This is a genomic window from Nonomuraea sp. NPDC052265 (genome assembly GCF_044547985.1).
GTDB lineage: Bacteria > Actinomycetota > Actinomycetes > Streptosporangiales > Streptosporangiaceae > Nonomuraea.
Genome location: NZ_JBIUBJ010000023.1, coordinates 23,226 through 46,642, shown reverse-complemented (window position 1 = coordinate 46,642; position 23,417 = coordinate 23,226). Strand labels below are relative to the sequence as shown.

Genomic DNA, 23,417 nt, shown 5'->3' with positions numbered 1-23,417 from the left:
GCGAACCACCGTGCTCGGCAAGGACCTGATCGATCCCCAGGGAGCGTGCGGCACCCGCTACGGGACCGGCGCTTCGGGGCGCGAGCCTGATCCGGCCCGACGGCGTCATCGCGTGGCGTGCGGTGAACGCGCCCAGCGATCCGGTGCAGGTTCTGCTCGATGCGTTCACGGCGATCTTGGCCAAGTAGGCGCGCGAAGCCGGGGCCGCCTCAGAACGTTGGCGAGGTAGTCCCATGGGCTGACGCGCTGACCTTGCCTGGCAGGCTGCCGGGTGGAGGTGGTGCCGGTGGTCCGTCAGCCCGACGTGTTCGTCCACGAGTTGGAGCCCGGGCGAGCACAACGCCTGGTGAAGATCACCAGGTCGACCCGAGACCGGGTCCGGCTGCGCCGAACCGGGATCGTGCCCGCCCCGGTGCGAGGCCGGCCCGTGAGCGAGATCGCGATGATGTTCGCCGCGACCGGGAACTACGTGCGGAGATGATCCACGCTTCCAAGCCCAGGGGTTCGCGGCGTTGGACCCACCATGGAACGACGGCCGACGCGAACACCACCGGCTGGTCGTCTCCACTGACACCACGTCCTACGTCGACCAGCGTCGGAACAAGACACGTGAGGCGGTCGCCTCGGCTGACGTTACGTTCCGATGCGTCCCCACCCCTTCGGGAGAGATTCGCGCACACGCTCGGTGCGTGGCAGACAGTCATGCCGGGTGGCTCGTCGCCAGGTTGTGGATGCCTGCCCTGATGCGCTCGCGGGTCATCCCCGGAACGGTCAGGAGATGGTCGATGACGTCGGCGCGTAGTGCCGTGAACACGGCGTAGGCCAGGTACTCGGCGTCGATGTCGGGGGCGGTCGCGGCGAGTCGGCGGGTCAGCTCCGCGAGCCAGAAGCGGCTGGCGTCGTTGGCGTAGTAGGCGTCTGGTCCGAGGTACTCGAAGGCCCGGATGAGGGCACGGTTCCGCCATACGAAGTCGAGCAGCGCCTCGACGTAGGATTCCAGCGCTTCGGCCGGCGGCGCCCCTGGCCCGAGAGGTGGGGGACCGCTCTCAACCGCTTCGCGTAGTTGCGCGGCGCGGGGCTCGAGGATCTCCTGGATGAGGCCCGAGCGGTCGCGGAAGTGCCGGAAGATCGCCGCCTTGCTGACACCGGCGGCCTGCGCGATGTCCTGCACCGAGACGGTCGAGATGTCTTCCCGCGCGAACAGGGACGTGGCCGCGGCGAGGATCGCCGCGCGGTTTCTCGTCGCGTCCGCGCGAGCCTTCTTGGTCGGCAGCATGATCGTCTCCGTTTGAAAATCGAACCGGCGGTTCGTATGCTACTGAAGTCGAAACAAACCGTCGGTTCGTTAGTTCGAAGCAAGCCTCGATCCCGAAAGACTCCGATGCCAGATAGCTATCAAGCAGTTGTGTTCTCCCGATATGGGGATGCGGAAGTCCTCGACCTCCTCGATCTCGCCGTGCCGGAGCCAGGATGCGGGCAAGTACGCATCGGCGTCCGCGCCGCCGCCGTGAACCCGATCGATTGGAAGATCCGCTCCGGCGCGCTGGCCGACGTGATGCCCGTCGAACTGCCACACGTGCCCGGCATCGACGTGGCCGGCGTCATCGAGGCCGTCGGCGAGGACGCACAGGGATTCGCCGTCGGCGACGAGGTGCTGGGCAAAGCGCTCGCGGGAAGCTACGGCGAGAAAGCGCTTGCCCAGGTGGACCGGATCGCCGCCAAGCCGACGGGGCTCGCCTGGGAGCTTGCGGCCGCACTACCCGTCGCCGCGACAACCGCTCACCACGCGCTCGACCTGCTCAACCTCACCCCCGGTGAGACGCTGGTCATCGACGGCGCGTCAGGCGGGGTCGGAACGCTCGCGGTGCAACTGGCCAGGCGGCGGGGCGCCACCGTGATCGGGACGGCCAGTGAAACCAACCACACCTACCTGCGGTCGCTCGGAGCCATACCGGTCCGCTACGGCACCGACCTCGGCGAGCGCATCGCCGCGATGGCTCCCGGAGGCGTCGATGCCGCCCTGGACACCGCCGGCCACGGCTCGCTGCCCGAACTGATCAGCCTGACCGGCGACCCCGATCGCGTCGTAACGCTCGCCGACTTCTCGGCCGGGCAGCTCGGCGCTCGGTTCATCGCGGAGGAGCCCGGCGACATGCCGGAGATCCTCGCCGAGGTCGCGGGGCTTGCAGCCGCCGGCGCGATCACGGTCCCGCTCACTTCCTACCGCCTCGCCGACTCCGCGGCCGCCCACCGCGCCAGCGAAGCCGGCCACGTCCGCGGCAAGCTCGTGCTCGTTCCTGACTGACACCTTCATGGTTCCCGCGACGATCAGTATCCGAAGCGGCTCAGCGGCCAGGAGCCCGTGGTCGTCCGTCTGCACACCCGCGGTCGTGAACGCCCGCCGTTGCGCCTCACCGGGATGCGGACGTCGTGACCGGGAACCGGCATATCCGTCGCAGCTGAGTGACGCCGAAGGGGAGGTGCTGGAGCGAGGCGCGGCCGACGACGACAGCCCGTCCCCGGAGCTGCCGGTCACCCTCGACATCGCCGGGCAAGGTCGCCGACTTCCTCCGCACCGCCGAACTGGAACCTGCCGAACTGGAACCCGCCGAGCGGCCGCGCTCGACGGTGGCCGGGTGGCCCGGGGGTCCGGCCAGGCGAAGGGCCCGTCGCGAGTACGAGAGCCGCGTCAGCGCCCTCACTCCCATCGGATCATGATCTGGGCGCCAACAGCTGCACCGATGTTCCCTGAGGATGGCCTGTTCTACGCTGTGGTGCCGGCACTGGCCGGCGTCGGCCACGACATCCGCCTGGGCGAAGAGAATTTCTCACCTGCGAGAAGAGGCCAAGAACCCCAAGATAACGATGGTCCACCCTGAAGGGTAGGACCGGGGTCCTAGATCACCTCTGCGGGAACCGTCTCAAGGCAGGAAGAAACCGGACGCCCGCGACGGCACGCTGGGACCATGATCACGATACGCGCACGGAACCCTGGCGAGCGCCACGGCGGCGAACGCAGTAGGAGCAGGTGGCTGGTCATCGCCGTAGCCGCGGTGATGCTGATCGGGGTGGCCCCGGCGGCGTCGGCTGCCCGGGTTGACGGACCGCTGATATGGCGGGACTGCGAGAGCGAGGGCGTGCCCGCGGGCATGCAGTGCGCTGCGATCGATGTCCCCGCGGACTGGGCGAAGCCGCAGGAACGGAAGATCACGCTGGAGCTGGCCCGGCTGCCGGCCACTGAGCCGCCACGCCGGCTCGGCAGCGTCCTGGGCATCTCCAGCGGTTACGGGATCCAGGACCTGACCCGTTCCGCGGCGGATCTCACCGAGCTGCGGCGCAGGTTCGATCTGGTCGGCTACAACACGCGTACCACCACGTGGATCGCACACATGCCCCAGGCATGCACGCAGCCGGGGGTGTCCCTGCACGATCCGCGCAACGCGAAGGAGTTCGCGGCGCTGGCCGCGGCGATGAACGACGCGTTCAAGGAGTGTCAGGAGGCGGACACGACGGGGCTGTTCGCGCACCTGGACGCCCTGTCGGTCGCCAGGGACACCGAGGCGATCCGCAAGGCTCTGGGCGAAGAGCGGGCGAGCTTCATGGCCAGCGGCGTCGGCGGGGTGGCTGCCGCCGCGTACGCCCGGCTGTTCCCGCAGCGCATCCGGGCCATGTACCTCGATGGAGTGAACAACCAGACTGAGGGCTGGCCCGCACAGCGGCTGCTGGTTCTGCCCGTCCTGCGGCGGATGCTCACCAGATTCGCCGAGTGGTGCGCGGGGACTTCCGCCTGCGCGCTGCACAGCGAGGACACCGAGGTGGTGTGGCGCAGGCTCCTCCGCGACGCCGATCGCCATCCGATTCCGGTTACCTCGTCGCAGTATGGCAAGGGGAAGCTGACCGGATGGCTGTTGACGTCCACTCTGCCCCTCGATCCGGGGCCGCGGAACGCCAACTGGCTCGCTTTCGCGGACGCGGTGGACAAAGCGCGGAGGGGGGACGGGTCGGGGTTCGCCGATCAGGCGCTCTTCAACGCGCGGTACGCGGCAACGCCCGGGGCACAGGTGATGAGCTGCGGGGATGACCGCGGATACACCAGCTATGCCCAGCTTGAGGACTTCCGCCGGAGAGCTCGGAAGATCGCACCTGAGTACGCGGGAGCGGCCATCGACGCGCTCGGCTGCGCAGGCTGGCCGCTGCCGGTGGCCAATCCGTCCCGCATGCTGCCCACGCGCGGTCTGCCTCCCTTCCTGGGGGTCGGCACCACGTGGTTCGATTACACGTCGACCAAAAGCTTCACCAGCATGATCCCGGGCTCGGTGACCGTCGCCTACGACGGGCCCGGTCACGTCATGTACCTGTCAGGCAAGAAGTGCCCGATCCGGCACGCCACCAGGTACCTGACCGACCTGACCCTCCCGGAACCGCACACAGTCTGCCGCACCGAATGATCAACGCTCTTGGTGGGCCTGGCCGTGCTCGCGCTGGCGGGCGCCTGCTCCGGTCCGGCCACGGAGCGGGTGTCCCTGGAGCACGAGGCGCCGGCCCCGCTGGTATCGGGTGTCACCCCTCCGGCGCCGCTGCCGGGGTCCTCGGCACCGGCGGCGTTGCCGCCGCCGGTGCTCGCGACGTCGCTGGCCGAGCCCGTGGCGACCGGCGCGCCCCTGACCGCCACGGGCGCGCCGCGGTTCTTCGTGGCCGCCCGCGCGCCCGTCGCCGAGGAGGTGCCGGGGACCAAGAGCTTGACCTTCACGCCCGTACGGGCCACCGTGGACGACGCCGCGACCGGCGCGGTCGTGGCCGAGGTGCCGTTGCCGCCGGGTGTGCCGTCGTCCTGGCAGCTCGTGGCCGCCGCGCCGGACAACCGCACGTTCGCGTTGGCCGGCTGGACCGGGGCGGGCCCGCCGTTCCGGTTCTACCGCGTCCGGCTGGAGGAGAACGGCAAGCCGGGCACGCCGGAGCTCCTGCCCGACACCGAGCCCGAGCCTGACCATGTGTCGGCGATCGCGCTGAGCCAGGACGGCACCAAGCTCGCCTACGTCTGCATGCCGGTGGGCGGCGGCACCAAGGTCGCCGTCCTCGACTTCGCCACCGGCCGGCGCCGCGACTGGCTCACCCGTACGCCCTTCATGGTCACGGGGCCGGCCTGGGCGCCCGACGGGCGGCGGCTCGCCCTGGCGGCGATGGGGCGCGGGATCGCCCTGCTGGACCTGGAGGCGGCCCCGTCCGACCTGATCAGCGCCTCGCGGGTGGTCAGGCCGCTCTCCGGTGTGGCGATTGCGGCGACGGCGGCTTTCACGCCCAACGGCCGCTCGCTGCTGTACTCCAAGGGCAACGACGTCGAGCGCGTCCCCGTGGACGGCGGCAAGCCGCAGGTGCTCGCGCGGCCCACGCTGCCCCCTACGCCCCGCTCGACCTGCGGTTCAGCCTCGACGGGACCGACCGCTACCTGATCTACACCCACGATCGGCGGGCCTAAAGGATCGACCTGGCCGACGGCTCGGCCACGTCCGTGCCGCTCGACACGGGCGGGCTCACGGACGTGGGACCGCCGCCGGTCGTCGCCTGGTGACCGCTCAACGTCCTGCTCCGCCAGTACTTCCCCATCAGGCGCCGTTGCCCTGCTGCGCCGGACGCAGAGGGAGCCGGTCTGGCAGGGTTCGTACGCCGAGAGCACGCGCGACCCACTGATCCAGCGGTTCACGACAGACTCGCCGACGCTGGACGCCTCGCAGGTGCCGGCAGCGATCGCCCGGTTGCGAGAGTCCGGCGACCAGGAGGGCTTCCTCATCTGCGACTCCGTCACCGGGCAGCGGCTGGGCAACATCACGCTGCTGCATGACGGCCAGAGCGGGGAGGTCTCCTACTGGGTGGCCGCCGAGGCGCGCCGCACGGTCCGATGTTGCGAGGCTTTGCGATGTTCTCCGCCGAGGCGCGCGACCGCGTCCCAGAGCGCTCGCCGGGGCCCGGCCGATCCCGCCCCTGTGCCGCTCGCCGTCGGGCCGTGTGTACGCCGCGCCGACCTGCGCAGACCGCTGGTGGCGGCGCTGTGGAGCTGAGTTCACGGGGACGCCGCGTGGTGCGCGGTGGCCAGTTCGGCGAAGGCGGTGGCTGCGGGGAGCGGGTCCGCGGGCAAGGCGAGGAAGATGGTCCGCTCGGTGGCGGGCTCCAGCGGGATCGCGTGCACGCCGGTGTGGTGGGCGGGCAACGACAGTTCGGGGACGATGCTCAGCCCGAGCCCTTCGGCGACCATGGCGAGGATGCTGCCGATTTCACGCACCCGGTAGTGACACTTCAGGCTCGCACCCGCCGCCCGCGCGATCGCCGTGATCAGCGGCTCGCACCCGCCCGTGGACATGATGAAGGGGCGCCGCGCCAACTCGGCCACCGGCAACGAATGGCGGACGCTCAGCTCGTGGCCGCTGGGCAGGACGGCCAACATGCGGTCGGCGGCGAGTGGCCGCGCCACCGACCCGGCGGGAAGCGAGACCCCGTCGACCGCGGCCGACACGGTGGCGATGTCCGCTGCCCCGGTCTCCAGCCACTCCAGGACCTCGTTGTCCGAGCCCGCCAACACCGTGAGCCGCACCCGCGGATGCGCATCGGCGAACCGGCGCAGGATGGACGGCAGCAGCCGGGCGTTGGCGCTGGGGATGACGCCGACGCGCAGGCTGCCACGCTCCTGCCCGCGGATCGCGGCCACCTCCTGTTCCAGCGCCTCCGCCTGGGTGAGGATGAGCGTCGCGCGGCGGCACACGGCCCTCCCCGCCGCTGTCAGGCGCACCCCCTGGCTGCCTCGTACCAGCAGCGCCACCCCGAGTTCGCTCTCCAGCGCGCGCAACGCGTGACTGACGGCGGACTGGGTGGTGGCCAGTTCCTCCGCGGCCCTGGTCATGTTGCCGGTCCGCGCGACCACCTGCAGGATCCTGAGCTGGGTGAACGTCATGGCGCCGCACGCAGCAGGCCGACCACCAAGGGGTGTGGCGCCTCGGGACGCGAGCGGGCCTGCGGCACGAACAGCGTGGCCACGTAGTACGGATGCCCGGGGATCTCCAGCACGCCAGGTCGGACTCGAGCGGTTCGGTGGCGAGCCAGCGGACGTCCACCCCGATGCCGAGGTGCGCGGCGGCGTGGCGCAGCGCGTCGTCGGTGGCCAGGTGCGGAGGAAACGCCGGGTCGCGGTCGCCGATGACCGCGACGCGCAGGGATCGGTCCATGGCCCTCACTATGCGACGGCCCAGTCATGAGCGCCAATGTCGAACCACGCCCCCGCCATGAGCGATCACTCATGCCAGGCACCCTTCAAGGGCACCGATCAGGGCTTACGACCCTCAAGCTGCGCTTATCGATCACCAAGCGTGCGCCCGGTCGCACCGCACCGCCGTCCCCGCGAAGCTCCCCCCATGCACGTGGAGCATCAAAGGGAGGGCGACCGTCGGGTCGAGCCAGGCGGGAGCGGGCCGGTATGGCCGGACCGGGAGGTCGCGGGCCGGCAGCGCGATCTCCCACCGGGCGACTGCGGCGCCGGGGTCGGGCGAAGTGTGTCGATCGATTTCAGTACAGACCGTAATTATGGCTCCGGAATCGTCACGGGCGGGCAGCGCGGGTCGAGCCGCACCTTCGCCAGATCCCGGCCGACGATCGTCCAGGCGTCGTACGAGCCGGGCTCGAACTGCAACTGCGGATTGGTGTGCCATTCGTCGCCCAGCCCGGTCGCGAGCAGCTTGGCCTCCGATCCCAACTCATAGGCGTTGCCGCCGCCGAAGTAGGTGGAGGTGAACACCCGGCCCTTGTGGACCTGCAACTCGCCGTGTCCCGACAGCAGGCCCTGGTGCTTGATGACGCCGGTGGCGGGGTCCAGGGCGATCCAGGCGCCCAGCACCCGCTTGTAGACCGCGTACAGCAGCCCGTCGTGGACCTTGAGGTCCTGGAAGGTGCGGTGGTTCGGCAGCGGGTCGAGCTGCCACACCACCTTGCGCTGCTTCAGGTCGAAGGCGGCGATCGAGGCCGTCGTCCTGGTCGGCGGCTTGCCGCCGCCGCCGAGCACATCGCCGCCGAGGTAGACGATGCCGCGCCTGGCATCGACGCTCAGGCTCATCAGGCTCTGGTCGGGGATGACGTTCGGGTAGACGTCCATCTTCCCCGTGCCGGGGTCGAGCACCGTCAGGGCGCCCTGCAACTTCGCGCCGGTGGGCGCGGAGGCCACCAGGATGGTGTCGGTGACGGGGTCGTGCTCGATGTCCCACGGCCGCGACTGGTCGTGCCCGATGTAGCCGAGGCTGCGGACCTCGTCGGTGCGCACGTCGATGGAGATGATCTGGCCGCTCGGATACAGCGCGGCGTAGATCTCGCCGCCCCGCCGCACCATGGCCTTCGGCTCACCCACCACGCGGATCCTGCGTTCCTTCCCGGTCCGCAGGTCACGCACCTCCACGGCGAAGTGGCCGCCGATGTACAGGGCCCGGTTCGGCACCAGCAGCATGCTCTGGGTCCGCTCGGCGCCCGCCGGGAATCCCGCGTCGATGAGGTCGACGAACTCGGAGGTGCCGCTCGGCAGGTCCAGCCACCACATGCCGCCGCTGCCGGCGAAGCCGATGAGCCGCTGCCCGTCCACCTTCAGCGCCCGGGTCTCCTCGCCGGGCGAAGGCGGGTCGGCGACCTTGGTCACCGCGTCCTGCCCGGTGCGGTAGCTGTAGACGGCGCCGTCGGGGCGCGAGGTGAGGTAGACCGTCCCGTCGGGGGCCACCTCGAACGCGTCGATGATGCCGACCCCGGCCTCGAACTGCCGCCGGTCCGTGCCGTCCTTGCGCACGTCGATCAGCGTGCTCCCGCTGGCCGCCAGCACCCGGTCGCCGTAGAGCGAGACCGTGCCGACGGCCGCGGGACCCTGGGCCAGCTCCCTGACCGCGCCACTGACCCGGTCGACGGCCATCAGCTTGGCCTTCTCCAGCAGGCCGGCGTAGGCCGTGGTCTCGTCGACGGCGACCGCCCTGACGTAGTGCTCGCCCTGGACCAGCACGCCGTACCTGCGGACCGCGCCGGTCGAGGGGACGTACTCCCAGAGCCGGCCGTCGGAGGAGGTGCCGAGGTAGAGGGCGCCGTCCGGCGCGGCGGCCATGCTCCAGACGAAGCCGCCGTTCGCGCCGAAGGAGTACAGGTGCGCCACCTGGCCCGTGGCCAGGTCGTAGCTGTACAGGTCGGGTACGGGGTAGGTGCCGATGTACAGCTTGCCGCCGGCGACGGCGGTGGCCCAGCCGCCTTCAGGCTCGCCCGCCTCGGGGCCGTCCGGCAGCGTCGCGGTACGCGTCACCTTTCGGGTGGCCAGGTCGATCTCGGCCACGACCGGAGGCTTCGGCCCGCGGGAGACCACATAGGCGTGGCCCTCGTGGACGGCGGCGCCGACGATCGCGCCGGTGACGGAGGCCGGGCCGTACGTGGTCACGGCCGGGGTGCCGCAGCGCGGTGCGGCCGTCGCCTGCGCGGCGGTCGGTATCGATAAAGCGGCCAGGACCATGAGCAGCGCGAGACAGGTTCGCGGCACGGCCGCACCTCCAGAATGTTCAATGCTGCGTAGTTATGGTCCAGACCGTAATCAAACGCGCGAGGACACGTCAAGGGCGGGCGTCCGACACGGGACTCACCGCGTGCACCCCACGCTGAGGGTAGAGGGTGACCAATTCGGGCGACAGCACCATCCCGGCGCCCTGGGGCAGCCGGGTGCGGGGGCGCTCGTGAAGAGCTCCGACCGCGCCCAAGCGTCGCCTTGAAGATCCTCCGTCGCAGCCGCCGTACGGTCCCTTCGTGAGTCCGCCGGTCGATGGCGTCCCCTTCCGGTACGTCCTCAGGACCGTTCACCTGCTGGGTGTGCAACTTGTCCCTCGGTTCGAGCGGTCTGCCTGACCTTGACCTTCAAAGGCTCACCTGCCCAGGTCAGCACCCCTTCGGGGCCGGCCGCCCGAATCCGGCATAGCCGAACCTCCAACCGTGCAACTCGCTCGACTGGTGCGACTTCGTGTCGCGCACGGTCTGTGAAGGTAGGAGCAGATCACGTCCGCGGTCGTCCGCCGCAGCGCCGGGTGTCCCGGGCGAGGCGTTCCAGCGCGCGGGCGTTGCGGAACTGCTCGGCGGCCTTGGCGTAGAGCTCGGTGACCCGGCGTTCGGCAGCGTCGTGTGTGGTGTGCGCGGTGGCCAGGCGCTGACGCCCCAGACTGCTGCGCCGACCAGCAGCGCCGCAGGCAGAGCCCGCCACCACATCGACCGTGGAGGCAGCAGGTCGGGTGGGCGAGACAAGCTCATCGCACGGCCCAGTGCGGAGGGCGTGTGGAGGTTTTGCCAGGATGATCCGCATGTCTACTGGTGAACCGTCTCGCGCCCTTTTGATCATCGGCACGGTGGGAGCGGGCAAGACCTCGGTCGCGGACATGGTGGGCGACCTGCTCGCCGATGCCGGGGTCGCCCACGCCGTCATCGACCTGGACGCCCTTCGCCGATCCTGGCCACCCGCGCCCGGTGACCGTTTCAACTTCGAGATGGCTCTGCGAAATCTGCGCAGCGTCGCTGGAAACTATCTGGAGGCCGGGGCCGTCCGACTCGTCATGGCCGGCGTCGCCGAGACCCGAGAGGAGCGCCGGCGGTACGCGGAGGCGGTCGGGATCGAGCTGACAGTGTGTCGGCTTCGGGTGGAACTCCCTGTCGTCCGTCAGCGACTGGCTCGGCGTCACCGGGATGAGGAGGAAACTCTCCGGTGGCATCTGAACAGGTCCGGCGAGCTTGACCGGATTCTGCAAGAGGCTCAGCTCGAAGACGTCGTCGTCGAAGCCGCCGAGGGTTCTGTGCCCGAGGTGGCCGAGGCCGTGCTGAAGGCCGTCGGCTGGAGGTGAGGGTAGGGGAGTGCTGACTGGTACGGGGGTGAGACTGGCAGTCGGGTATATGTGATCATGTCCGAAATGGACGCTCGATTCCTTGGTATTGCTGATCTGGTCGAAGTCCCGCCCGTGGCGGTCGTGGTCGACGTCATGCGTGCTTTCACCGTGGCCGCTTGGGCCTTCGCCCGGGGGGCGGAAGAGATCGTTCTTGCTGAGTCGCTGGACGAAGCCCTCGCGCTCAAGGCTCGTCACGCGGATTGGGTGGCGCTCAAAGACGGTCCGCCCGCGCCCGGGTTCGACACCGTCAACTCACCGGGCCTGCTGCGCTCTCTCGACCTGGGCGGACGGACCGTTGTGCAGAAGACCACGGCAGGGACGGTCGGCGCCCTTGCGGTCAAGGAGGCGCCGCTGGTGCTGTGCGCCAGTTTCGTGGTGGCGGAGGCAACGGCTCAGCTCTTGCGGACACGCGAGAGTGACGGTGTCACGTTCGTGGTCACCGGCGAAGACGGGCAGGCCGATGAAGATCTGGCGTGTGCTCAATACATCGCCCGGAGGGCCACCGAGACCGGGACGGATGCGGCTGAGTTCCTCCGCCGCGCTGCCGCGTCGCGCGCCGCCGCCGAACTGGAGCAGGGGGTACGTCAAGGAGTCCATCCCGATGACGTCGCGCTCTGTCTTGAGGTCGACCGGTTCCCCTTTGCCATGGTGGCGACCTTGGAAGGCTCGCTCATGGTCCTGCGTCCACGCGCGATGCCTTCGCTGATTGACGAGGACGCAGTCTGATCACTGGGTGTGGTCGCTGGAGGAAGCAGGTCCAGGACCCTCCGCCGTTCGCGGCGATGCGGGTGACGGGCTCGGCGTAGGGGAGCGCCAGGCAGGCTGCGACTCGGGGGGCACACGCGCCACCGCCTATGGCGTCACATGCGAACTGGTCAGTGGCGACGACCTGGGCGACCCTCCGATGTAGAGCGTAGAGAAGAAGCCCCGGTGGGGCTGCCCGGCAACGGCTACGAAAAGCTCGCCTGCGGGTGCACACCGAGATCGCGTTGAGCACCATCCCCGAGGCCCGACGTCGGCCGAACCCCAACGCCGACCACGGAGACCACGCGTGGATGGAGGCTCCAACCCATGACCACGTCGACCAGCCTCCGCTCGCGGTTGGTGCGCGGATCGCTCGCGAAGTGATCCGTGGTGGTCATGACCAGGATCGTCGTCAGGTGGACTTGATGAAGGTGTGCAGGTCGTCGTTGAACCGGTCACGGTGGGTGACGAACAGGCCGTGCCCGCCGGTCGGGTACTCCAGGTAGGTCGCCCCGGGAACCAGCTTGGCGGTACGCCGCCCGGTCACGGCCACCGGCACGGAGGCGTCGGCGGCCCCGTGCACGACCAGCGCGGGCACGGCGATCTCGGCCAGCGAGGCCCGGTGGTCGAAGGTCATCGCGACCCGCTGGTACCGGCGGATCGCCCACGGCGAGACCTCAAGGCACTGCCGCAGCGTGAAGTCGACCTGTGCGGGGGAGATCTCGTTGCCCAGGTGAGTGGCGAAGAACGCCTGCGCCCGCTGGGCCAGCCACTTGGGATGGTCGGCGTCCAGGGCGGCCATCGAGGCCTCCAGGATGGCGCCCGGCACGCCCTCGGGGTTGTCGTCGGTCTGCAGCAGGAACGGCAGCATCGCCGAGACGAACGCGACCCGCGCGATGCGCTCGTCGCCGTGGCGGGCCAGGTACCGGGCGACCTCGGCGCCGCCCATCGAGTGACCGACCAGGGTGATGTCACGCAGGTCGAGCAGCTCGATCAGCTCGGCCAGGTCGTCGGCGCCGGTGTCCAGGTCGTAGCCCGTCGAGGGACGGTCCGAACGGCCGTGGGCCCGCCGGTCGAGGGCGACGCAACGGTAGCCGCGCTCCACGAAGTACGGGATCTGGTACTCCCACATGTCCGCGGAGAGCATCACGCTGGCGACGAAAACGATGGGCTTGCCCTGGCCGTAGTCCTCGTAGGCGAGGCGGGGCCGTCCGTGGTCTCGAAGAACATCTCATGACTCCTCATGTCGTGCGATGTTCTGAGTTTTCAGTCAGAGGTAAGAGCGACAATTACGTCTCAGGTAAGCTGCGCGCCCGTCGAGGGCCGGATGACGGGCCGACCGTGTCGTATGAGTTCTCGATCGCCGCCCGGGGCGATCCCGCGGCTGGCGCGCCGGCGATCATCGGCCCGCCGGCGGGGCGTGGGCAAGAGCCGGCTGGTCTACGAAGCGCTCCCACGCTCGCCCCGTCCCGTTTCGTCGTGCACGCGCCATGGTCTCCGGCCGCGGAAGCGCTGCTCGCCCCCGAAGAGCACAGCAGAAGGCTCAGCCCCCTGCCGGCGCTTCGGCGCCCACGCCACAACTACCGGCCCCGCTGCCGGGGGTGCGCAGGAGTGGCACGGGGTCAGTGGCGAACCGGGCAGCGCGAGGCTCACGTTCGTCTCCGAACCGGTGGGTGAGGATGCCGTAGAGTTCCGGGCGTCGTCCCTGGAGCCATCGGCGGCCGGTCGAGAGTGGCAGCAAGGTGAGGTCGAGGTCGGCGGTCACCATGTCGTCATCGGCCGCCCAGGTTTCGCCGAGGATGCGGCCGTAGGGGTCGATGATCATCGCGTTGCCGGTGCGGATCTCGCCGTCGTCTTCGCCGATGCCGTTGCTGAACAGGACGAACAGCCCGTTGTCATGAGCCCGGGCGGGCAACCAGCGCATCAGCCACTGGCGTCCGCTGGGGCCGCGCAGCTCGGCTTCGATCGCCTTCGGGTCGCCGTGCCGGTTCCGCCAGAGCTCCACGGGGATCGGGCGCATCCCGTGAGGGCTTCGCGAGGCGGTGCCGCCGGTCTGGTGGGGCGCCACCAGTATCGAGGCGCCCATCAGCGCGGTGGCGCGGACGTTCTCGACCAGGTTGTTGTCCCAGCAGATGAGGATGCCCATGCGGACGCCCCAGGGGGTGTCGAAGACGGTGTAGGCGTCGCCGCTGCTGATCGCCGGGTGCTCGAAGGCGTGCAGCTTGCGATGACGATGGACGCGTCCGTCCGGGAGGCAGAGGGCATAGCTGTTGAACAGCCGCCCTTCCGTGTCGATCTCCAGGAAGCCGACTCCCACCGCGATGCCGTGCTCGGCCGCCAGTGCGCGGACGGCGGTGACGGACGGACCGGCCACCGGCTCCGCGAGTTCTCGCAGCCGCTCAGGGGCATGGCGGCGCAGATGCCAGTACCCCAGCAGGCACATTTCCGGGAAGGCGATGACCTGCACGCCATCCGCGCTCGCCACGCGCACGTAGTGCTCGATTTGGGCCAGGTTGTACGTCTTGTCATCGGGCCGATGCTCGAACTGCACGGTCGCGCACCGCAATGTCGGCGTGGGGGTCTCGGCCGCTTCATCGTTCCGTGCCATCGCGAACCTCCGGATCCTTGGGGTGGTTCACCAGGAGACCGCATGCGCATCTCATTCGTCCAATGAATCTTTTTCGCTGTTCGATAGAGTTCCGGAATGGATCTGGTTCTGCTTCGCGCCTTCCTCACGGTCGCCGAGCACGGTCACTACGGCCGCGCCGCGCGAACGCTCAGTGTCACCCAGCCGACGCTCACGAAACAGATCCAGTCGTTGGAAGCGCAGGTGGGAGGCCGGCTGTTCGATCGCGGCCGTCACGGCGCCGTACTGACCGATCTGGGCACTGTCCTGCTCCCGGACGCGCAGGCTCTCCTGCGGCAGGCGGACGCGCTCACCCGGCGGATGGCGAGAACGGCCGCCGGCGAGATCGGGAAGCTGGCGGTCGGCTTCGGGCTGTCGAGCATCGACCTGGCCCCTCGGATCGTCGCCGCTTTCCGGCGGCGCCATCCCGACGCGCACGTCACTTTGGATGACATGTCGTCACAGGCCCAGCTTGACCGGATCAACGCGGGCGACCTCGACGTCGGTTTCGTCCGCCTGCCCCTCGACGGCGGATGGGGACGACTGCCGCTGGCCGGCGACCGCCTCGCCCTCGCCTGTGCCGACCATGACGACCAACCTCCGCACGACGTCGGAGATCTCGCCAGATGGGTGGCCCGCCACGACTTCCTCCAGTTGGTGCAGGAGAGAGGGCCTGGACTGGCACGGCAGATCAACCGCCTGTGCGCCGCCGTCACGGTCCGGCCTGCCATTGTCCAGGAGGCGCAGGACCTGCAGACCGTCCTCGCGCTGGTGGCGGCCGGCGTAGGAGTCGCATTCGTGCCGGCCAGCGCCCACCGCATCGCGCCGTCCTCGGTCACGATCACGCCGATTCGCCATCCGGCGGCCGAATGGCAGATTGCCGTGGTGTGGAAGGACGAGCGGCTTCGCCCGTTGACGACCGGTTTCCTCGACCTCGTACGAGAACACGGTCATCCGGAAGTCAGCGGCTCCTGAGCCGGTCGCCCGGGACAGGAGCAGCGCTGCGCCCGTCGGCGGGCAGGCCGGGCGGATAGGCGTCGACGTCGTCTTGAGGAATGGCCTGCCACGGCTGCAGTCCCCAGCCTGCGCTACCGAGGCGATGGCACAGCACCAGCACGTTCGGTCGTTCGATGAAGGCGAACCGGGCCCGTCCCGACAAGCCGTGCGTCGCGTCCTGCACAGAAGTGGTTGGCAGGAGCACGAGACGTCAGGGGACCTCTCCGGGCTTGTCGACGATGCCGGCCGCGAGCCACACATCGGCGAAGACCGCACCCTTCCGGTATGCCACCTCTCCGTTGATCATCTCATCGCGCAGCCAGACCGACTGATCGGCCATGACCTGATAGGTGCGCGGATCGAGGATGAGGTAGCGGCGGCTGTCTTCCTCGCCGATGGTGGACCGGAACAGGCCCAGCCCCGCTCGCCCGGTCGCGTCCCTGACGTTCTGTTCGATCTTCACCCTCGGAATCTTCGCCAGCGCGCGGAAGATGGCCGCCTCGAGCTTGGGCGGCATGACCGCCTCCTGCGTCAGATACAGCGAGAGGATGCGGTAGGCGCGCGAGTCCGGATCCTCGACCTTCTTGGACACCCCCTCCTCCTTGGGATAGTCGATCCAGTGCCGGTCGCCTGCGACATGGGCGAGCAGCTTGTCTGGATCGGTGGGGAGCTTGAGTAGCTTTTCCCGGTATTGCTGGGGCGACAGGTCGTCATCCCCCGGATCGGGTGGATTATCCTGCGCCCGGAAGTTCCCCTCTGGATCCCGTCCGGCGCTCTGCTTGCCGTCGTAGCGCAGCCAGCTCTCCAGCGTCTGGGTCCGGCCGTCCGCAGGCTGGACATTGAGGATCTTGGTGTACTGCCACTGATCGGGCCGGGGTTCCGGCGCGGTCGCCCGCTCCTCAACCGTCTTGGCCGCCCGCTCCAGCACCGTCTCCGAGTTGAGCAGGATCGCCCCTACGTTGGGTAGGGGTCGCACCTCCGGCGGCCGCTGAAGCACCGAGACGGCGACCACCACGATCATGACCGCCGCCACGCCTGCGACCAGCAGGGATGGCATGATCGCGAACCTCCGGCCGCGCCGTGTGGCCCTGCGGCGGAGCCTGCGTAGCCGATCGGCGTCCGGCAACGGTGCGTTCGCCCGCATCTCGGCGAGGATCTTCAGGTCATCCACGGCTTGCCTCCTCCTCATCCACAACGATGGCGGACGGATCAACGCCGCCCAGTGCCGCGCGCGTCTTCTTCCTGGCGCGATGCAGCCGCGAGCGGATCGTGCCGATGGGGACGCCAAGGGCGCGCGCCACTTCCTCATAGCTCAGATCCGCCCAGGCGATCATCAAAAGGACCTCGCGGTCTTCCGGCGACAGCACCGCGAGCGCCCCCGCGAGATCGCCCTGCGCCGCCGAGGCCGACACCCGGGCCTCGACCCGATCGGCATAGCTCTCCGCCACCTCGTCGACGCCGGTCCTTGCCAAGGCGAAGTAGAACCGCTGTTCTGTACGACGGTGCTTGCCGATCAGGTTGGCCGCGATGCCGTACAGCCACGGACGGGCGTCGAGGTAACTGAGGTCGTAACGGGCGCGGCGTCTGAAGGCGGTCAGGAAGGTCTCCGCCACGACGTCGTCGGCCAGCGAGTCGCCCAGCCGCCGCGTCACATAGCGGTGCAAGGCGGGTGCGTGCCGGTCGAACAAGGCCGCGAAGGCGGCGGGATCGCGCCTGGACCGCTGGATGAGCTCCGCGTCCTCCAGGCTCACATCAGCTGTCAAGCCTGTGCTCCGTTCCTCGATGTTGTCACCCCTCTTTCACCCGAAGCTCCCGTCTGAGTTCTCGCCTGCATGAGAACGACAGGAAGATCGCGAGATGCCGAAAGCGGGAAAGCAAGGCGCCAAGGACGAGTTCGGTTCTGGCGATGGACCGGAGACGTACGCCAATAGATCTTGGCTGCGTATGGTGACGAACCATTGCTGACCTGTGCAGACGAGAGTGGCGTAGTGGCGGCATGCCTGGCCCGTGAATCACGGACCACGATTTACCTTCGGGAGAAGGCTGGGTGTTCCAACCTGAAACCGCAGGTCGAGGGTATGCCGTGCAGGAGAACCTGATCGACAGGTAGAGGAGCCCCTGATACAGGGGTTGTCGACCAAGATCGACCTCTATCCAGGGGCTCGGAGTTGCTCTTCTACCGTGCCGCGCTGCCGTCGTCACCTCGGACACTGCCCTGCCCGTCCGGCACCCTGCGCCGGCATCGTAAGGTGATCGGCTCGCCATGGCGCCGCCTCAACACCGGCCGGCAGGCTCTGCTCGTCCTCGTCCACCTGCTCAAGGCGAGACGCCGGCGGAGGCCGCGGCGGGCTTCGGTGTCGGCATCGCGACTGCCTGGCGCTACATCCGCGAGGCCAAACCCCATCTGGTGCTGGACGGCACCCTCGTCGCGATCGACCGGGTGGTCGCCGACCGGCCCCACTACTCCGGCAGGCACAAGAGGCACGGCATGAACATCCAGGCCCTGGCCACACCCGACGGCGCACCCTTGTGGACTTCCGGTATTCCTGCCCGGCTCCGTCCACGACCTCAAAGCCGCCCGGATCTGCGGCATCCTGCGCCGTCTGAAGGCCGCCGACCTGTTCACTCTGGCCGATAGGGGGTATGTCGGAGCTGGTGAGCACGTGCGCGTGTCGTACAAGGGCCGCAACAGTTCGCCTCACAGAAGGCCGCCAACGCCGCCCACGCCAAGCTCCGCGGACCAGGCGAACGGGCCAATGCGCAATTGGAGACCTGGCGTATTCTGCGCAAACTCCGCTGCTGCCCTCTTCTGGTAGGTCAGCTTGTCAAAGCGATCCTTGTGCTTCAGGTCCGCGAAGTGCGATGAAGCGCCAGAATAAAGACATGACCACCAACAAGGTGCTGGACGACGCGGTGCTCGCCGTACAGCGCGACATGGACGCGACCGGTATCGCCGGACGGCTCGGCTTCGACACCCCGGAGTGGGACGACCACGGATACCTGCGCGTCGAGTACAAGGGGCGATACTCCAGCCACGGACTGCATGCCGGCGAAGAGCATGAACCGGTTGCCACCCTCGCGCTGATCGCTGATCTCGCCCAGGCAGTGATCGCCGAGCAGGATTGGAAGGCCTGGCCGACCTGCCCGGCACACTCCTTCGGGCTGTATCCGGAACAGACGGGTGGGGCGGCGCTATGGAGATGCAAAGGTGGTGGCGGGCACACGGTAGCCGCGATCGGGGAGCTGCAGCGATGGGTTTGACCACCCCGGCGCGCGCCTGATCACCTGCACCATCAGGAGGGAGAGCCTCAGTATCGAGGACAGTAGGTCGAAAGAAGAGTTGCAGGGCAGGCTTACCGCCCAGCGCATTTTGGCCACACATCTAAGATTTAGGTCGTCTGGGCGGCGTCGTTTCTGGTTGCTGTGGCGCCATTCGTCGTCTGAGGTATTCTGGCCAGACATTCGATTGGACTTGACAGGTGCTGTTCTCATGGATTTCGACTTCGGCTCATTTCGGATGAGCCGGGCGGTTCTCAAAGGGGCGATCTTCAGGGATTCTGTATCGTTTGGCGGAGTGGTTTTGGGCGAGGACGCCACGTTCGGCGACGCGACCTTCCCGGATCTTCCGCGGTTCGACCGGGCTACCTTTGCCGGTGACGTCCAATTTCGCGAGGCCGTATTCACGGAAAGGGCACTGTTCGCTGGGGCGACTCTCGGTGGTGATGCTCTGCTCTATGAGGCTGGTTTTGCTGGCATTGCTACTTTTGCTGAGGCGACGTTCCATGGTGGTCCCCGTTTTTGCTACGCAATCTTCGCAGGTGCTGCCCGGCTTGATGGCTCTGGAGTGAAGAGTATTGATCTCGATGAGGGCCTCTGCTTGTCATTCAGAGGCCCACGAATCCAGGTGGGCAAGCCCTTTTCCGGGGTCGTAGCGCACTGAGCGGCAGCGCGATGACCAAGAATCACGGCCGCAAGCAGGGGCCCGCAACGCCCGAAAGCGTACGGGGGCCACGCCAGCGCCGCCGCCGGGACCCTGCACCGCCATCGCGGCCCTGGCCACCCGGGTGCCGGACGGCGCCCGGGTGGCGGCCGATGCCCTCTTCCCGAACGTCAAGGGCCCGGCTCCCGAAGCGAAGTCGAGAACCGGGCCCTTGACCTGCTATGACCACTTGTGGGGGCCTCAGACCGGGTGCTTCACGCACCCTTCCGGCACGGGGCCGCCATCAGAGGGGTCTCCGTGTCCTTCAGGCCTTCCGCGTTTCCGCGGCACGCATCGCCACGTCATCGATCCGGAACGCGGACCCGGTGGGGGCGCTCCAGACGAAGGTCCAGTCAACGCGGGTCGCGCCCGTCGGCGCGGTGAACGTGCCGGCCGCCTCGGTCCAGGCCGTCTTCTGGGCCAGGGAGACGGGGTCGGTACGCAGCACCGCGCCGTCCTCGTCGCGCCAGCGCACGTTCCAGGTGACACTAGGCATGGTGGCCACGGCCTCCCGGTACCACAGTGACACGCGGTAGCTCTTACCGGCGATCACACCGCTGTATCCGGGGTACTTGTCGAGCGCCACCGCGCTGCCGGACCCCTCGGTGCTGGTCAGCTGCAGCGAGCCCGTGCCGTCGTGCGCGTCGCCGGTCTGGTGCGCCACGCTGGATCCGTACCACGCGGAGTAGGGCGCCGTCGAGATGTCCTCGAAGTTCTGCTCGGTGATCGGCGGCGTCTCGGGCGTCTTGCCGTCGAACGTGCTGCCGGCGTCCTGGCCGTACTGGGGGCCGACCCACTCTGCGGCCGTGACGCGTCTGCCCATGTCGTAGATCCTGAACTGCCACGGTCCCGTGTAGGTGTTGTCGTGCCAGGAGTTGTTCGACTCGTGGACGATCGACTTCTCGATCTTCTCTCCCAGGTACGGGGACCACTCCGGGTGCGCCGTGCCGCGACCTGGCCGAGGCGCACGGCGGCACCGCCACGGCCACCAGCACCCCGGGCGTCCGCACCACCTTCACCTTGCGCCTTCCGGCACGACCGTGATCGTGTGAGGACACGTCCCAGGATGACGGGGTCGGCCGTGGGCGTGCGGACGCAGGCTACGGCCGGCCGTACGCCGGCTCTTCGCAGGGCGAGGCTGGTGACCTCTTGAGGCGCTGAGGTGTGTTTTCCTCTTGGAGGCACCAAGTGGGCCCCCGAGGGGCGAGCGGCTACAGATCGCGTGGCGTCGGCTGCGGTCACCGTCACCTGCGCACTTCTTCGCGGGATCGCTCCGGGAGAATCTGCGTACCTGGCCATCAGGCGGCCGGCGACGGAGGGGGACAGGACCTGCTCGACGTGCCGGTGACGCGGGTCAGGCGGGCGGCCTTGCCGTTCCGGTCCCGCACCTGCGGGAGCCCGCCGTCGGCGCGCCGGGCTCAGCGAGGGGAGGGCTTGCCCTTCTTGCGGGTGCGGCGGTCGGGGACGGGGGAGCGGCCCGCGGAATGGTCGGCGAACGCCTCGGCCGCCTTGGCGGGATCGCCGTCGCGCAGCAGCGAGACCAGGCGGCCGTGCTCGTCGGCCATCGCGTGCCAGTCGCCGTCGAAGAGCGGGTCGGCGATGGCGCGCAGCGCGCGCAGGCTCGGTTCGAGGACCTCCCACATCCGGGTCAGGAACGGGTTTCCCGCGATCTGGCTGACCTGGGTGTGGAAGGCGATGTCGATGTCGCGAAACTTGCCGACGTCGTTCATCGCCACGGCCTGGTGCATCTGCTCGACGAGGTCCTCCAGCTCGCGGAGCTGGTCGTCGGTGACGTGCCCGGCGGCGAGCTGGGCGGCGAGGCGTTCGAGCGGCTCGCGCACCTGGCGGGCGTACTCGGCGTGCTCGGTGGAGATCTCGACCACGAAGTTGCCGCGGCGTGGCACGTGCACGAGCAGCCCCTCGCGGGCCAGCTGCTTGACGGCTTCGCGAACTGGCGCTTGACTCACGCCCAGACGGCGTGCGATCTCCGACTCCACCACGCGCTCGTTCGGCGCGAGGTCACCCTCGACGATGGCCTGACGGAGCAGCTCGTACACCCGATCGGAGATCAAGGTGGGACGGACCGAGTCTTTGCTCGTGGCCAGTCTGGAGGCGAAGTCACTGTTGGCTTGCCGTGTCGATGCCATGAAGTCCCCATCATGCGATCTCGCGCGTCCCCGGTCCCCGCTGTCATGATACGCGATCATCGCTTAGCAGGTATCGATTGCTCTGCCAGCCGGTCCGCCAGCCAGGCGAGCTTGACGGCCTCATGCGCCGGGCCGCCGCCCTCGTGGTCGTTGAACGGGTAGACGCTGATCCGCTTGCGCGCCGGGGGCAGGTCGTGGAGCGCGCCGTAGTGGTTGAAGGCCGCGTACACCGTCGAGGGCGGGCAGATGCGGTCCATGAGGCCGACGGAGAAGAGCGTCGGCGCGTCGGCCCGGCGGGCGAGCGTCGCGCCGTCGAAGTACGACAGGGTGCGCATCGCCGTCTCGGCGTGTTCCCGGTGCAGCTTCACGAACCGGGTGAACTCCACGTACGGCGGCTGGTCGGTGAACGTCGTCGCCCGCCCGAAGTGGCACAGGAAAGGCACGTCCGGCATGACGGCCACCAGGTCCGGGACGAGCCCGGCCACGGCCAGGGCGATCCCGCCGCCCTGGCTGGTCCCGGTCACCGCGATCCTGGACGCGTCCACCTCCGGATGTGTGCGCACCGCCGCGACGGCCCGAACGGCGTCGGTGTACAGGCGGCGGTAGTAGTACCGCTCGGGGTCGAGCACGCCGCGGGTCAGGAAACCGGGGGCCGCGACGTCGCCGGTCGCGGGATCGGGGTCGGGCGTCTCCGCGCCCTGGCCGCGGGTGTCCATGACGAAGTGCGCGTAGCCGGCGCACGCCCAGAGCCGCTTCTCGTGGGCCACGCCGCGGCCGCTGCCGTAGCCGAGGTACTCCACGACGGCGGGAAGGGGGCCGGTCCTGGTCACCGGCAGGTGCAACCATCCCTTGACGGGGTGGCCGCCGTAGCCCGCGAACGTGACGTCGAAGGTGTCGATCGTCGCCAGCCCGTTCGGCACCGGCTCGGCCGTCATGGCGAGGTCGATGCCGCTGTTCCCGGCGAGCGTCTTCGCCCAGAACGCGTCGAAGTCCGCCGGTTCCGGCAGGGTCGGCAGGTACCGTTCGAGCTGGTCCTGGGGGAGGTCGAAATGGGCCATCGATTAACCAATCATCGCTTATCGATCAACTGTCGCATCGAAGCAGGGGCGCCGGATCGTTGTCAACCGGGGGTGCCAGGCGGTACGCGCGTTCGGCGGTGGTGCGCAGCACCCGTACGCGCTCCCCGGCCGTCAGCCCGGCGAGCCCGAGCGTCGCGAGCCGCAACGACTCGGCGCGGGACCCGCGGGGCAGGCAGATCGGCCAGTCGGACCCGACGACGCACCGGTCGGGACCGAACGCCTCGATCACGTGGGTGACCAGTCCGGCCACCCGTCCCGGTGGCGCGCCGTGCTGCTGGGTGAGCAGGCCGGAGATCTTCATGATCACGTTCGGGGTGCGGGCCGCCCGCCGTACGTGCTCGCGCCACTCGCCCGGATCGGCCGCCAGCAGGTTCGGGGGGTTGCCGAGGTGGTCGACGATCACGGTCAGCGCGGGGTGCCGCGCGGCGACCTCGGCCGCGACGCCGACGGCGGCGGCGTGCAGGTTGAGTTCGAGCGCCACCCCGAGCTCGGCCAGCACCGGGACGAGCGCGCGGGCCGAGGCGGGCGTGGCCTCCCATGAGGGGCCGCCGAGCCGCATCCCGTTGGGGCGGGCCCCGTCCATGAGGTTCCGGAACCGGGACGGCTCGACCCCGGCGTGGACGTTGAGGTTGCCGACGTGCCCGGCGATCAGGTCGGGGTGACGCAGGCGCAGGTCGCGCAGCCGCCAGGTCTCGCCGCGGTCGCCCCTGGACGCCTCGACCAGGATCGTCCCGGTCAGGCCGAGGCCGTCGCCCGCCTCGGCCAGGTCGCCGGCCGTGAACGGCCGGTGGTGGGGTGACTCCGGCGTGATCCACGGATAGCCGCCGTCGAGGTCCCAGAGGTGGGCGTGGCAGTCGATCACCTGTGCTCCGTATGTTCGGCCAGTATTGACACGTTGATCCGAGCTCATGAAGATTCTACTCATCG

Annotated in this window: 25 protein-coding genes and 1 pseudogene; 12 read left to right on the top strand and 14 right to left on the bottom strand. The window is 69.2% G+C overall.

Annotated features, from left to right (window positions below):
- The first annotated feature begins 32 nt into the window (after positions 1 to 32).
- Complete coding sequence (locus ACIHAD_RS40925) at positions 33 to 188, top strand: hypothetical protein (protein WP_397360252.1); 156 nt, start codon at positions 33 to 35, stop codon at positions 186 to 188.
- 98 nt (positions 189 to 286) lie between these two features.
- The gene (locus tag ACIHAD_RS40920) at positions 287 to 481 is read left to right on the top strand and encodes a hypothetical protein (protein WP_397360183.1); all 195 of its coding nucleotides are present in this window, start codon (positions 287 to 289) and stop codon (positions 479 to 481) included.
- Positions 482 to 700: 219 nt separating this feature from the next.
- On the opposite strand, the gene ACIHAD_RS40915 is transcribed toward ACIHAD_RS40920, so the two are convergent.
- Positions 701 to 1,276, bottom strand: a complete 576-nt coding sequence (locus ACIHAD_RS40915) for a TetR/AcrR family transcriptional regulator (RefSeq protein WP_397360181.1) — start codon at positions 1,274 to 1,276, stop codon at positions 701 to 703.
- A 105-nt stretch (positions 1,277 to 1,381) separates the two neighbouring features.
- On the opposite strand from ACIHAD_RS40915, the gene ACIHAD_RS40910 reads away from it, so the two are divergent.
- The 4 genes from ACIHAD_RS40910 to ACIHAD_RS40895 all read left to right on the top strand — a co-directional run bounded on the left by ACIHAD_RS40910 (position 1,382) and on the right by ACIHAD_RS40895 (position 6,056).
- Positions 1,382 to 2,305, top strand: coding sequence for an NADP-dependent oxidoreductase (locus ACIHAD_RS40910; RefSeq protein ID WP_397360251.1), 924 nt, complete (start codon positions 1,382 to 1,384; stop codon positions 2,303 to 2,305).
- A 661-nt stretch (positions 2,306 to 2,966) separates the two neighbouring features.
- A complete protein-coding gene (locus ACIHAD_RS40905) occupies positions 2,967 to 4,448 on the top strand; it encodes an alpha/beta fold hydrolase (RefSeq protein ID WP_397360179.1) in 1,482 nt (493 codons plus the stop codon).
- A 9-nt stretch (positions 4,449 to 4,457) separates the two neighbouring features.
- Entirely contained in the window at positions 4,458 to 5,450 is a 993-nt protein-coding gene (locus ACIHAD_RS40900) for a hypothetical protein (RefSeq protein ID WP_397360178.1), read from the top strand.
- A 282-nt stretch (positions 5,451 to 5,732) separates the two neighbouring features.
- The gene (locus ACIHAD_RS40895; RefSeq protein ID WP_397360177.1) at positions 5,733 to 6,056 is read left to right on the top strand and encodes a hypothetical protein; all 324 of its coding nucleotides are present in this window, start codon (positions 5,733 to 5,735) and stop codon (positions 6,054 to 6,056) included.
- Between the two features lie 2 nt (positions 6,057 to 6,058).
- Here the strand turns inward: ACIHAD_RS40895 and ACIHAD_RS40890 are convergent, their stop codons facing one another.
- The 3 genes from ACIHAD_RS40890 to ACIHAD_RS40880 all read right to left on the bottom strand — a co-directional run bounded on the left by ACIHAD_RS40890 (position 6,059) and on the right by ACIHAD_RS40880 (position 10,246).
- On the bottom strand, positions 6,059 to 6,943 hold the full coding sequence (locus tag ACIHAD_RS40890) for a LysR family transcriptional regulator (RefSeq protein WP_397360176.1): 885 nt from the start codon (positions 6,941 to 6,943) through the stop codon (positions 6,059 to 6,061).
- Positions 6,944 to 7,567: 624 nt separating this feature from the next.
- Complete coding sequence (locus ACIHAD_RS40885) at positions 7,568 to 9,538, bottom strand: hypothetical protein (RefSeq protein WP_397360175.1); 1,971 nt, start codon at positions 9,536 to 9,538, stop codon at positions 7,568 to 7,570.
- Positions 9,539 to 10,042: 504 nt separating this feature from the next.
- Positions 10,043 to 10,246, bottom strand: coding sequence for a hypothetical protein (locus tag ACIHAD_RS40880; protein ID WP_397360174.1), 204 nt, complete (start codon positions 10,244 to 10,246; stop codon positions 10,043 to 10,045).
- 97 nt (positions 10,247 to 10,343) lie between these two features.
- Here ACIHAD_RS40880 and ACIHAD_RS40875 point away from each other — a divergent pair, with 97 nt between their 5' ends.
- The gene (locus ACIHAD_RS40875) at positions 10,344 to 10,877 is read left to right on the top strand and encodes an adenylyl-sulfate kinase (protein ID WP_397360173.1); all 534 of its coding nucleotides are present in this window, start codon (positions 10,344 to 10,346) and stop codon (positions 10,875 to 10,877) included.
- Between the two features lie 66 nt (positions 10,878 to 10,943).
- Positions 10,944 to 11,645: a 2-phosphosulfolactate phosphatase gene (locus tag ACIHAD_RS40870; RefSeq protein WP_397360172.1), complete on the top strand. Its 702-nt coding sequence runs from the start codon at positions 10,944 to 10,946 to the stop codon at positions 11,643 to 11,645.
- Positions 11,646 to 11,869: 224 nt separating this feature from the next.
- On the opposite strand, the gene ACIHAD_RS40865 is transcribed toward ACIHAD_RS40870, so the two are convergent.
- The 3 genes from ACIHAD_RS40865 to ACIHAD_RS40855 form a co-directional block, all read right to left on the bottom strand.
- Positions 11,870 to 12,061: a hypothetical protein gene (locus ACIHAD_RS40865; RefSeq protein ID WP_397360171.1), complete on the bottom strand. Its 192-nt coding sequence runs from the start codon at positions 12,059 to 12,061 to the stop codon at positions 11,870 to 11,872.
- A 14-nt stretch (positions 12,062 to 12,075) separates the two neighbouring features.
- Entirely contained in the window at positions 12,076 to 12,831 is a 756-nt protein-coding gene (locus ACIHAD_RS40860; protein WP_397360250.1) for an alpha/beta fold hydrolase, read from the bottom strand.
- 375 nt (positions 12,832 to 13,206) lie between these two features.
- Positions 13,207 to 14,271 carry a nitrilase family protein gene (locus tag ACIHAD_RS40855; protein ID WP_397360170.1) on the bottom strand — a complete coding sequence of 355 codons (1,065 nt, stop codon included), beginning with the start codon at positions 14,269 to 14,271 and terminating at the stop codon, positions 13,207 to 13,209.
- 96 nt (positions 14,272 to 14,367) lie between these two features.
- On the opposite strand from ACIHAD_RS40855, the gene ACIHAD_RS40850 reads away from it, so the two are divergent.
- Positions 14,368 to 15,264: a LysR family transcriptional regulator gene (locus ACIHAD_RS40850; protein WP_397360169.1), complete on the top strand. Its 897-nt coding sequence runs from the start codon at positions 14,368 to 14,370 to the stop codon at positions 15,262 to 15,264.
- On the opposite strand, the gene ACIHAD_RS40845 is transcribed toward ACIHAD_RS40850, so the two are convergent.
- The 3 genes from ACIHAD_RS40845 to ACIHAD_RS40835 are packed head-to-tail and all read right to left on the bottom strand — an operon-like array spanning position 15,251 to position 17,048.
- Complete coding sequence (locus ACIHAD_RS40845) at positions 15,251 to 15,469, bottom strand: hypothetical protein (RefSeq protein WP_397360168.1); 219 nt, start codon at positions 15,467 to 15,469, stop codon at positions 15,251 to 15,253. The two genes, ACIHAD_RS40850 and ACIHAD_RS40845, sit on opposite strands and share 14 nt — an antisense overlap.
- A gap of 27 nt (positions 15,470 to 15,496) precedes the next feature.
- Complete coding sequence (locus ACIHAD_RS40840; RefSeq protein ID WP_397360167.1) at positions 15,497 to 16,456, bottom strand: CU044_5270 family protein; 960 nt, start codon at positions 16,454 to 16,456, stop codon at positions 15,497 to 15,499.
- Positions 16,449 to 17,048 carry an RNA polymerase sigma factor gene (locus ACIHAD_RS40835; protein ID WP_397360166.1) on the bottom strand — a complete coding sequence of 200 codons (600 nt, stop codon included), beginning with the start codon at positions 17,046 to 17,048 and terminating at the stop codon, positions 16,449 to 16,451. Before ACIHAD_RS40835 ends, ACIHAD_RS40840 begins: the two co-directional genes overlap by 8 nt.
- 405 nt (positions 17,049 to 17,453) lie before the next feature.
- Here ACIHAD_RS40835 and ACIHAD_RS40830 point away from each other — a divergent pair.
- The 3 genes and pseudogenes from ACIHAD_RS40830 (at position 17,454) to ACIHAD_RS40820 (ending at position 19,225) form a co-directional block, all read left to right on the top strand.
- Positions 17,454 to 18,151: pseudogene (locus ACIHAD_RS40830) on the top strand (transposase family protein).
- A gap of 17 nt (positions 18,152 to 18,168) precedes the next feature.
- The gene (locus tag ACIHAD_RS40825) at positions 18,169 to 18,546 is read left to right on the top strand and encodes a hypothetical protein (protein WP_397360165.1); all 378 of its coding nucleotides are present in this window, start codon (positions 18,169 to 18,171) and stop codon (positions 18,544 to 18,546) included.
- Between the two features lie 229 nt (positions 18,547 to 18,775).
- On the top strand, positions 18,776 to 19,225 hold the full coding sequence (locus tag ACIHAD_RS40820) for a pentapeptide repeat-containing protein (RefSeq protein ID WP_397360164.1): 450 nt from the start codon (positions 18,776 to 18,778) through the stop codon (positions 19,223 to 19,225).
- 304 nt (positions 19,226 to 19,529) lie between these two features.
- Here ACIHAD_RS40820 and ACIHAD_RS40815 read toward each other — a convergent pair whose 3' ends face one another.
- The 4 genes from ACIHAD_RS40815 to ACIHAD_RS40800 all read right to left on the bottom strand — a co-directional run bounded on the left by ACIHAD_RS40815 (position 19,530) and on the right by ACIHAD_RS40800 (position 23,352).
- Positions 19,530 to 20,087, bottom strand: coding sequence for a carbohydrate binding domain-containing protein (locus tag ACIHAD_RS40815; protein ID WP_397360162.1), 558 nt, complete (start codon positions 20,085 to 20,087; stop codon positions 19,530 to 19,532).
- Between the two features lie 595 nt (positions 20,088 to 20,682).
- Positions 20,683 to 21,411, bottom strand: a complete 729-nt coding sequence (locus tag ACIHAD_RS40810; protein ID WP_397360161.1) for a GntR family transcriptional regulator — start codon at positions 21,409 to 21,411, stop codon at positions 20,683 to 20,685.
- Positions 21,412 to 21,467: 56 nt separating this feature from the next.
- Complete coding sequence (locus ACIHAD_RS40805; RefSeq protein ID WP_397360160.1) at positions 21,468 to 22,469, bottom strand: acetylxylan esterase; 1,002 nt, start codon at positions 22,467 to 22,469, stop codon at positions 21,468 to 21,470.
- A 25-nt stretch (positions 22,470 to 22,494) separates the two neighbouring features.
- Positions 22,495 to 23,352 (bottom strand): amidohydrolase family protein, encoded by an 858-nt coding sequence (locus ACIHAD_RS40800; protein ID WP_397360159.1) that lies wholly within the window; start codon positions 23,350 to 23,352, stop codon positions 22,495 to 22,497.
- Positions 23,353 to 23,417 lie beyond the last annotated feature (65 nt).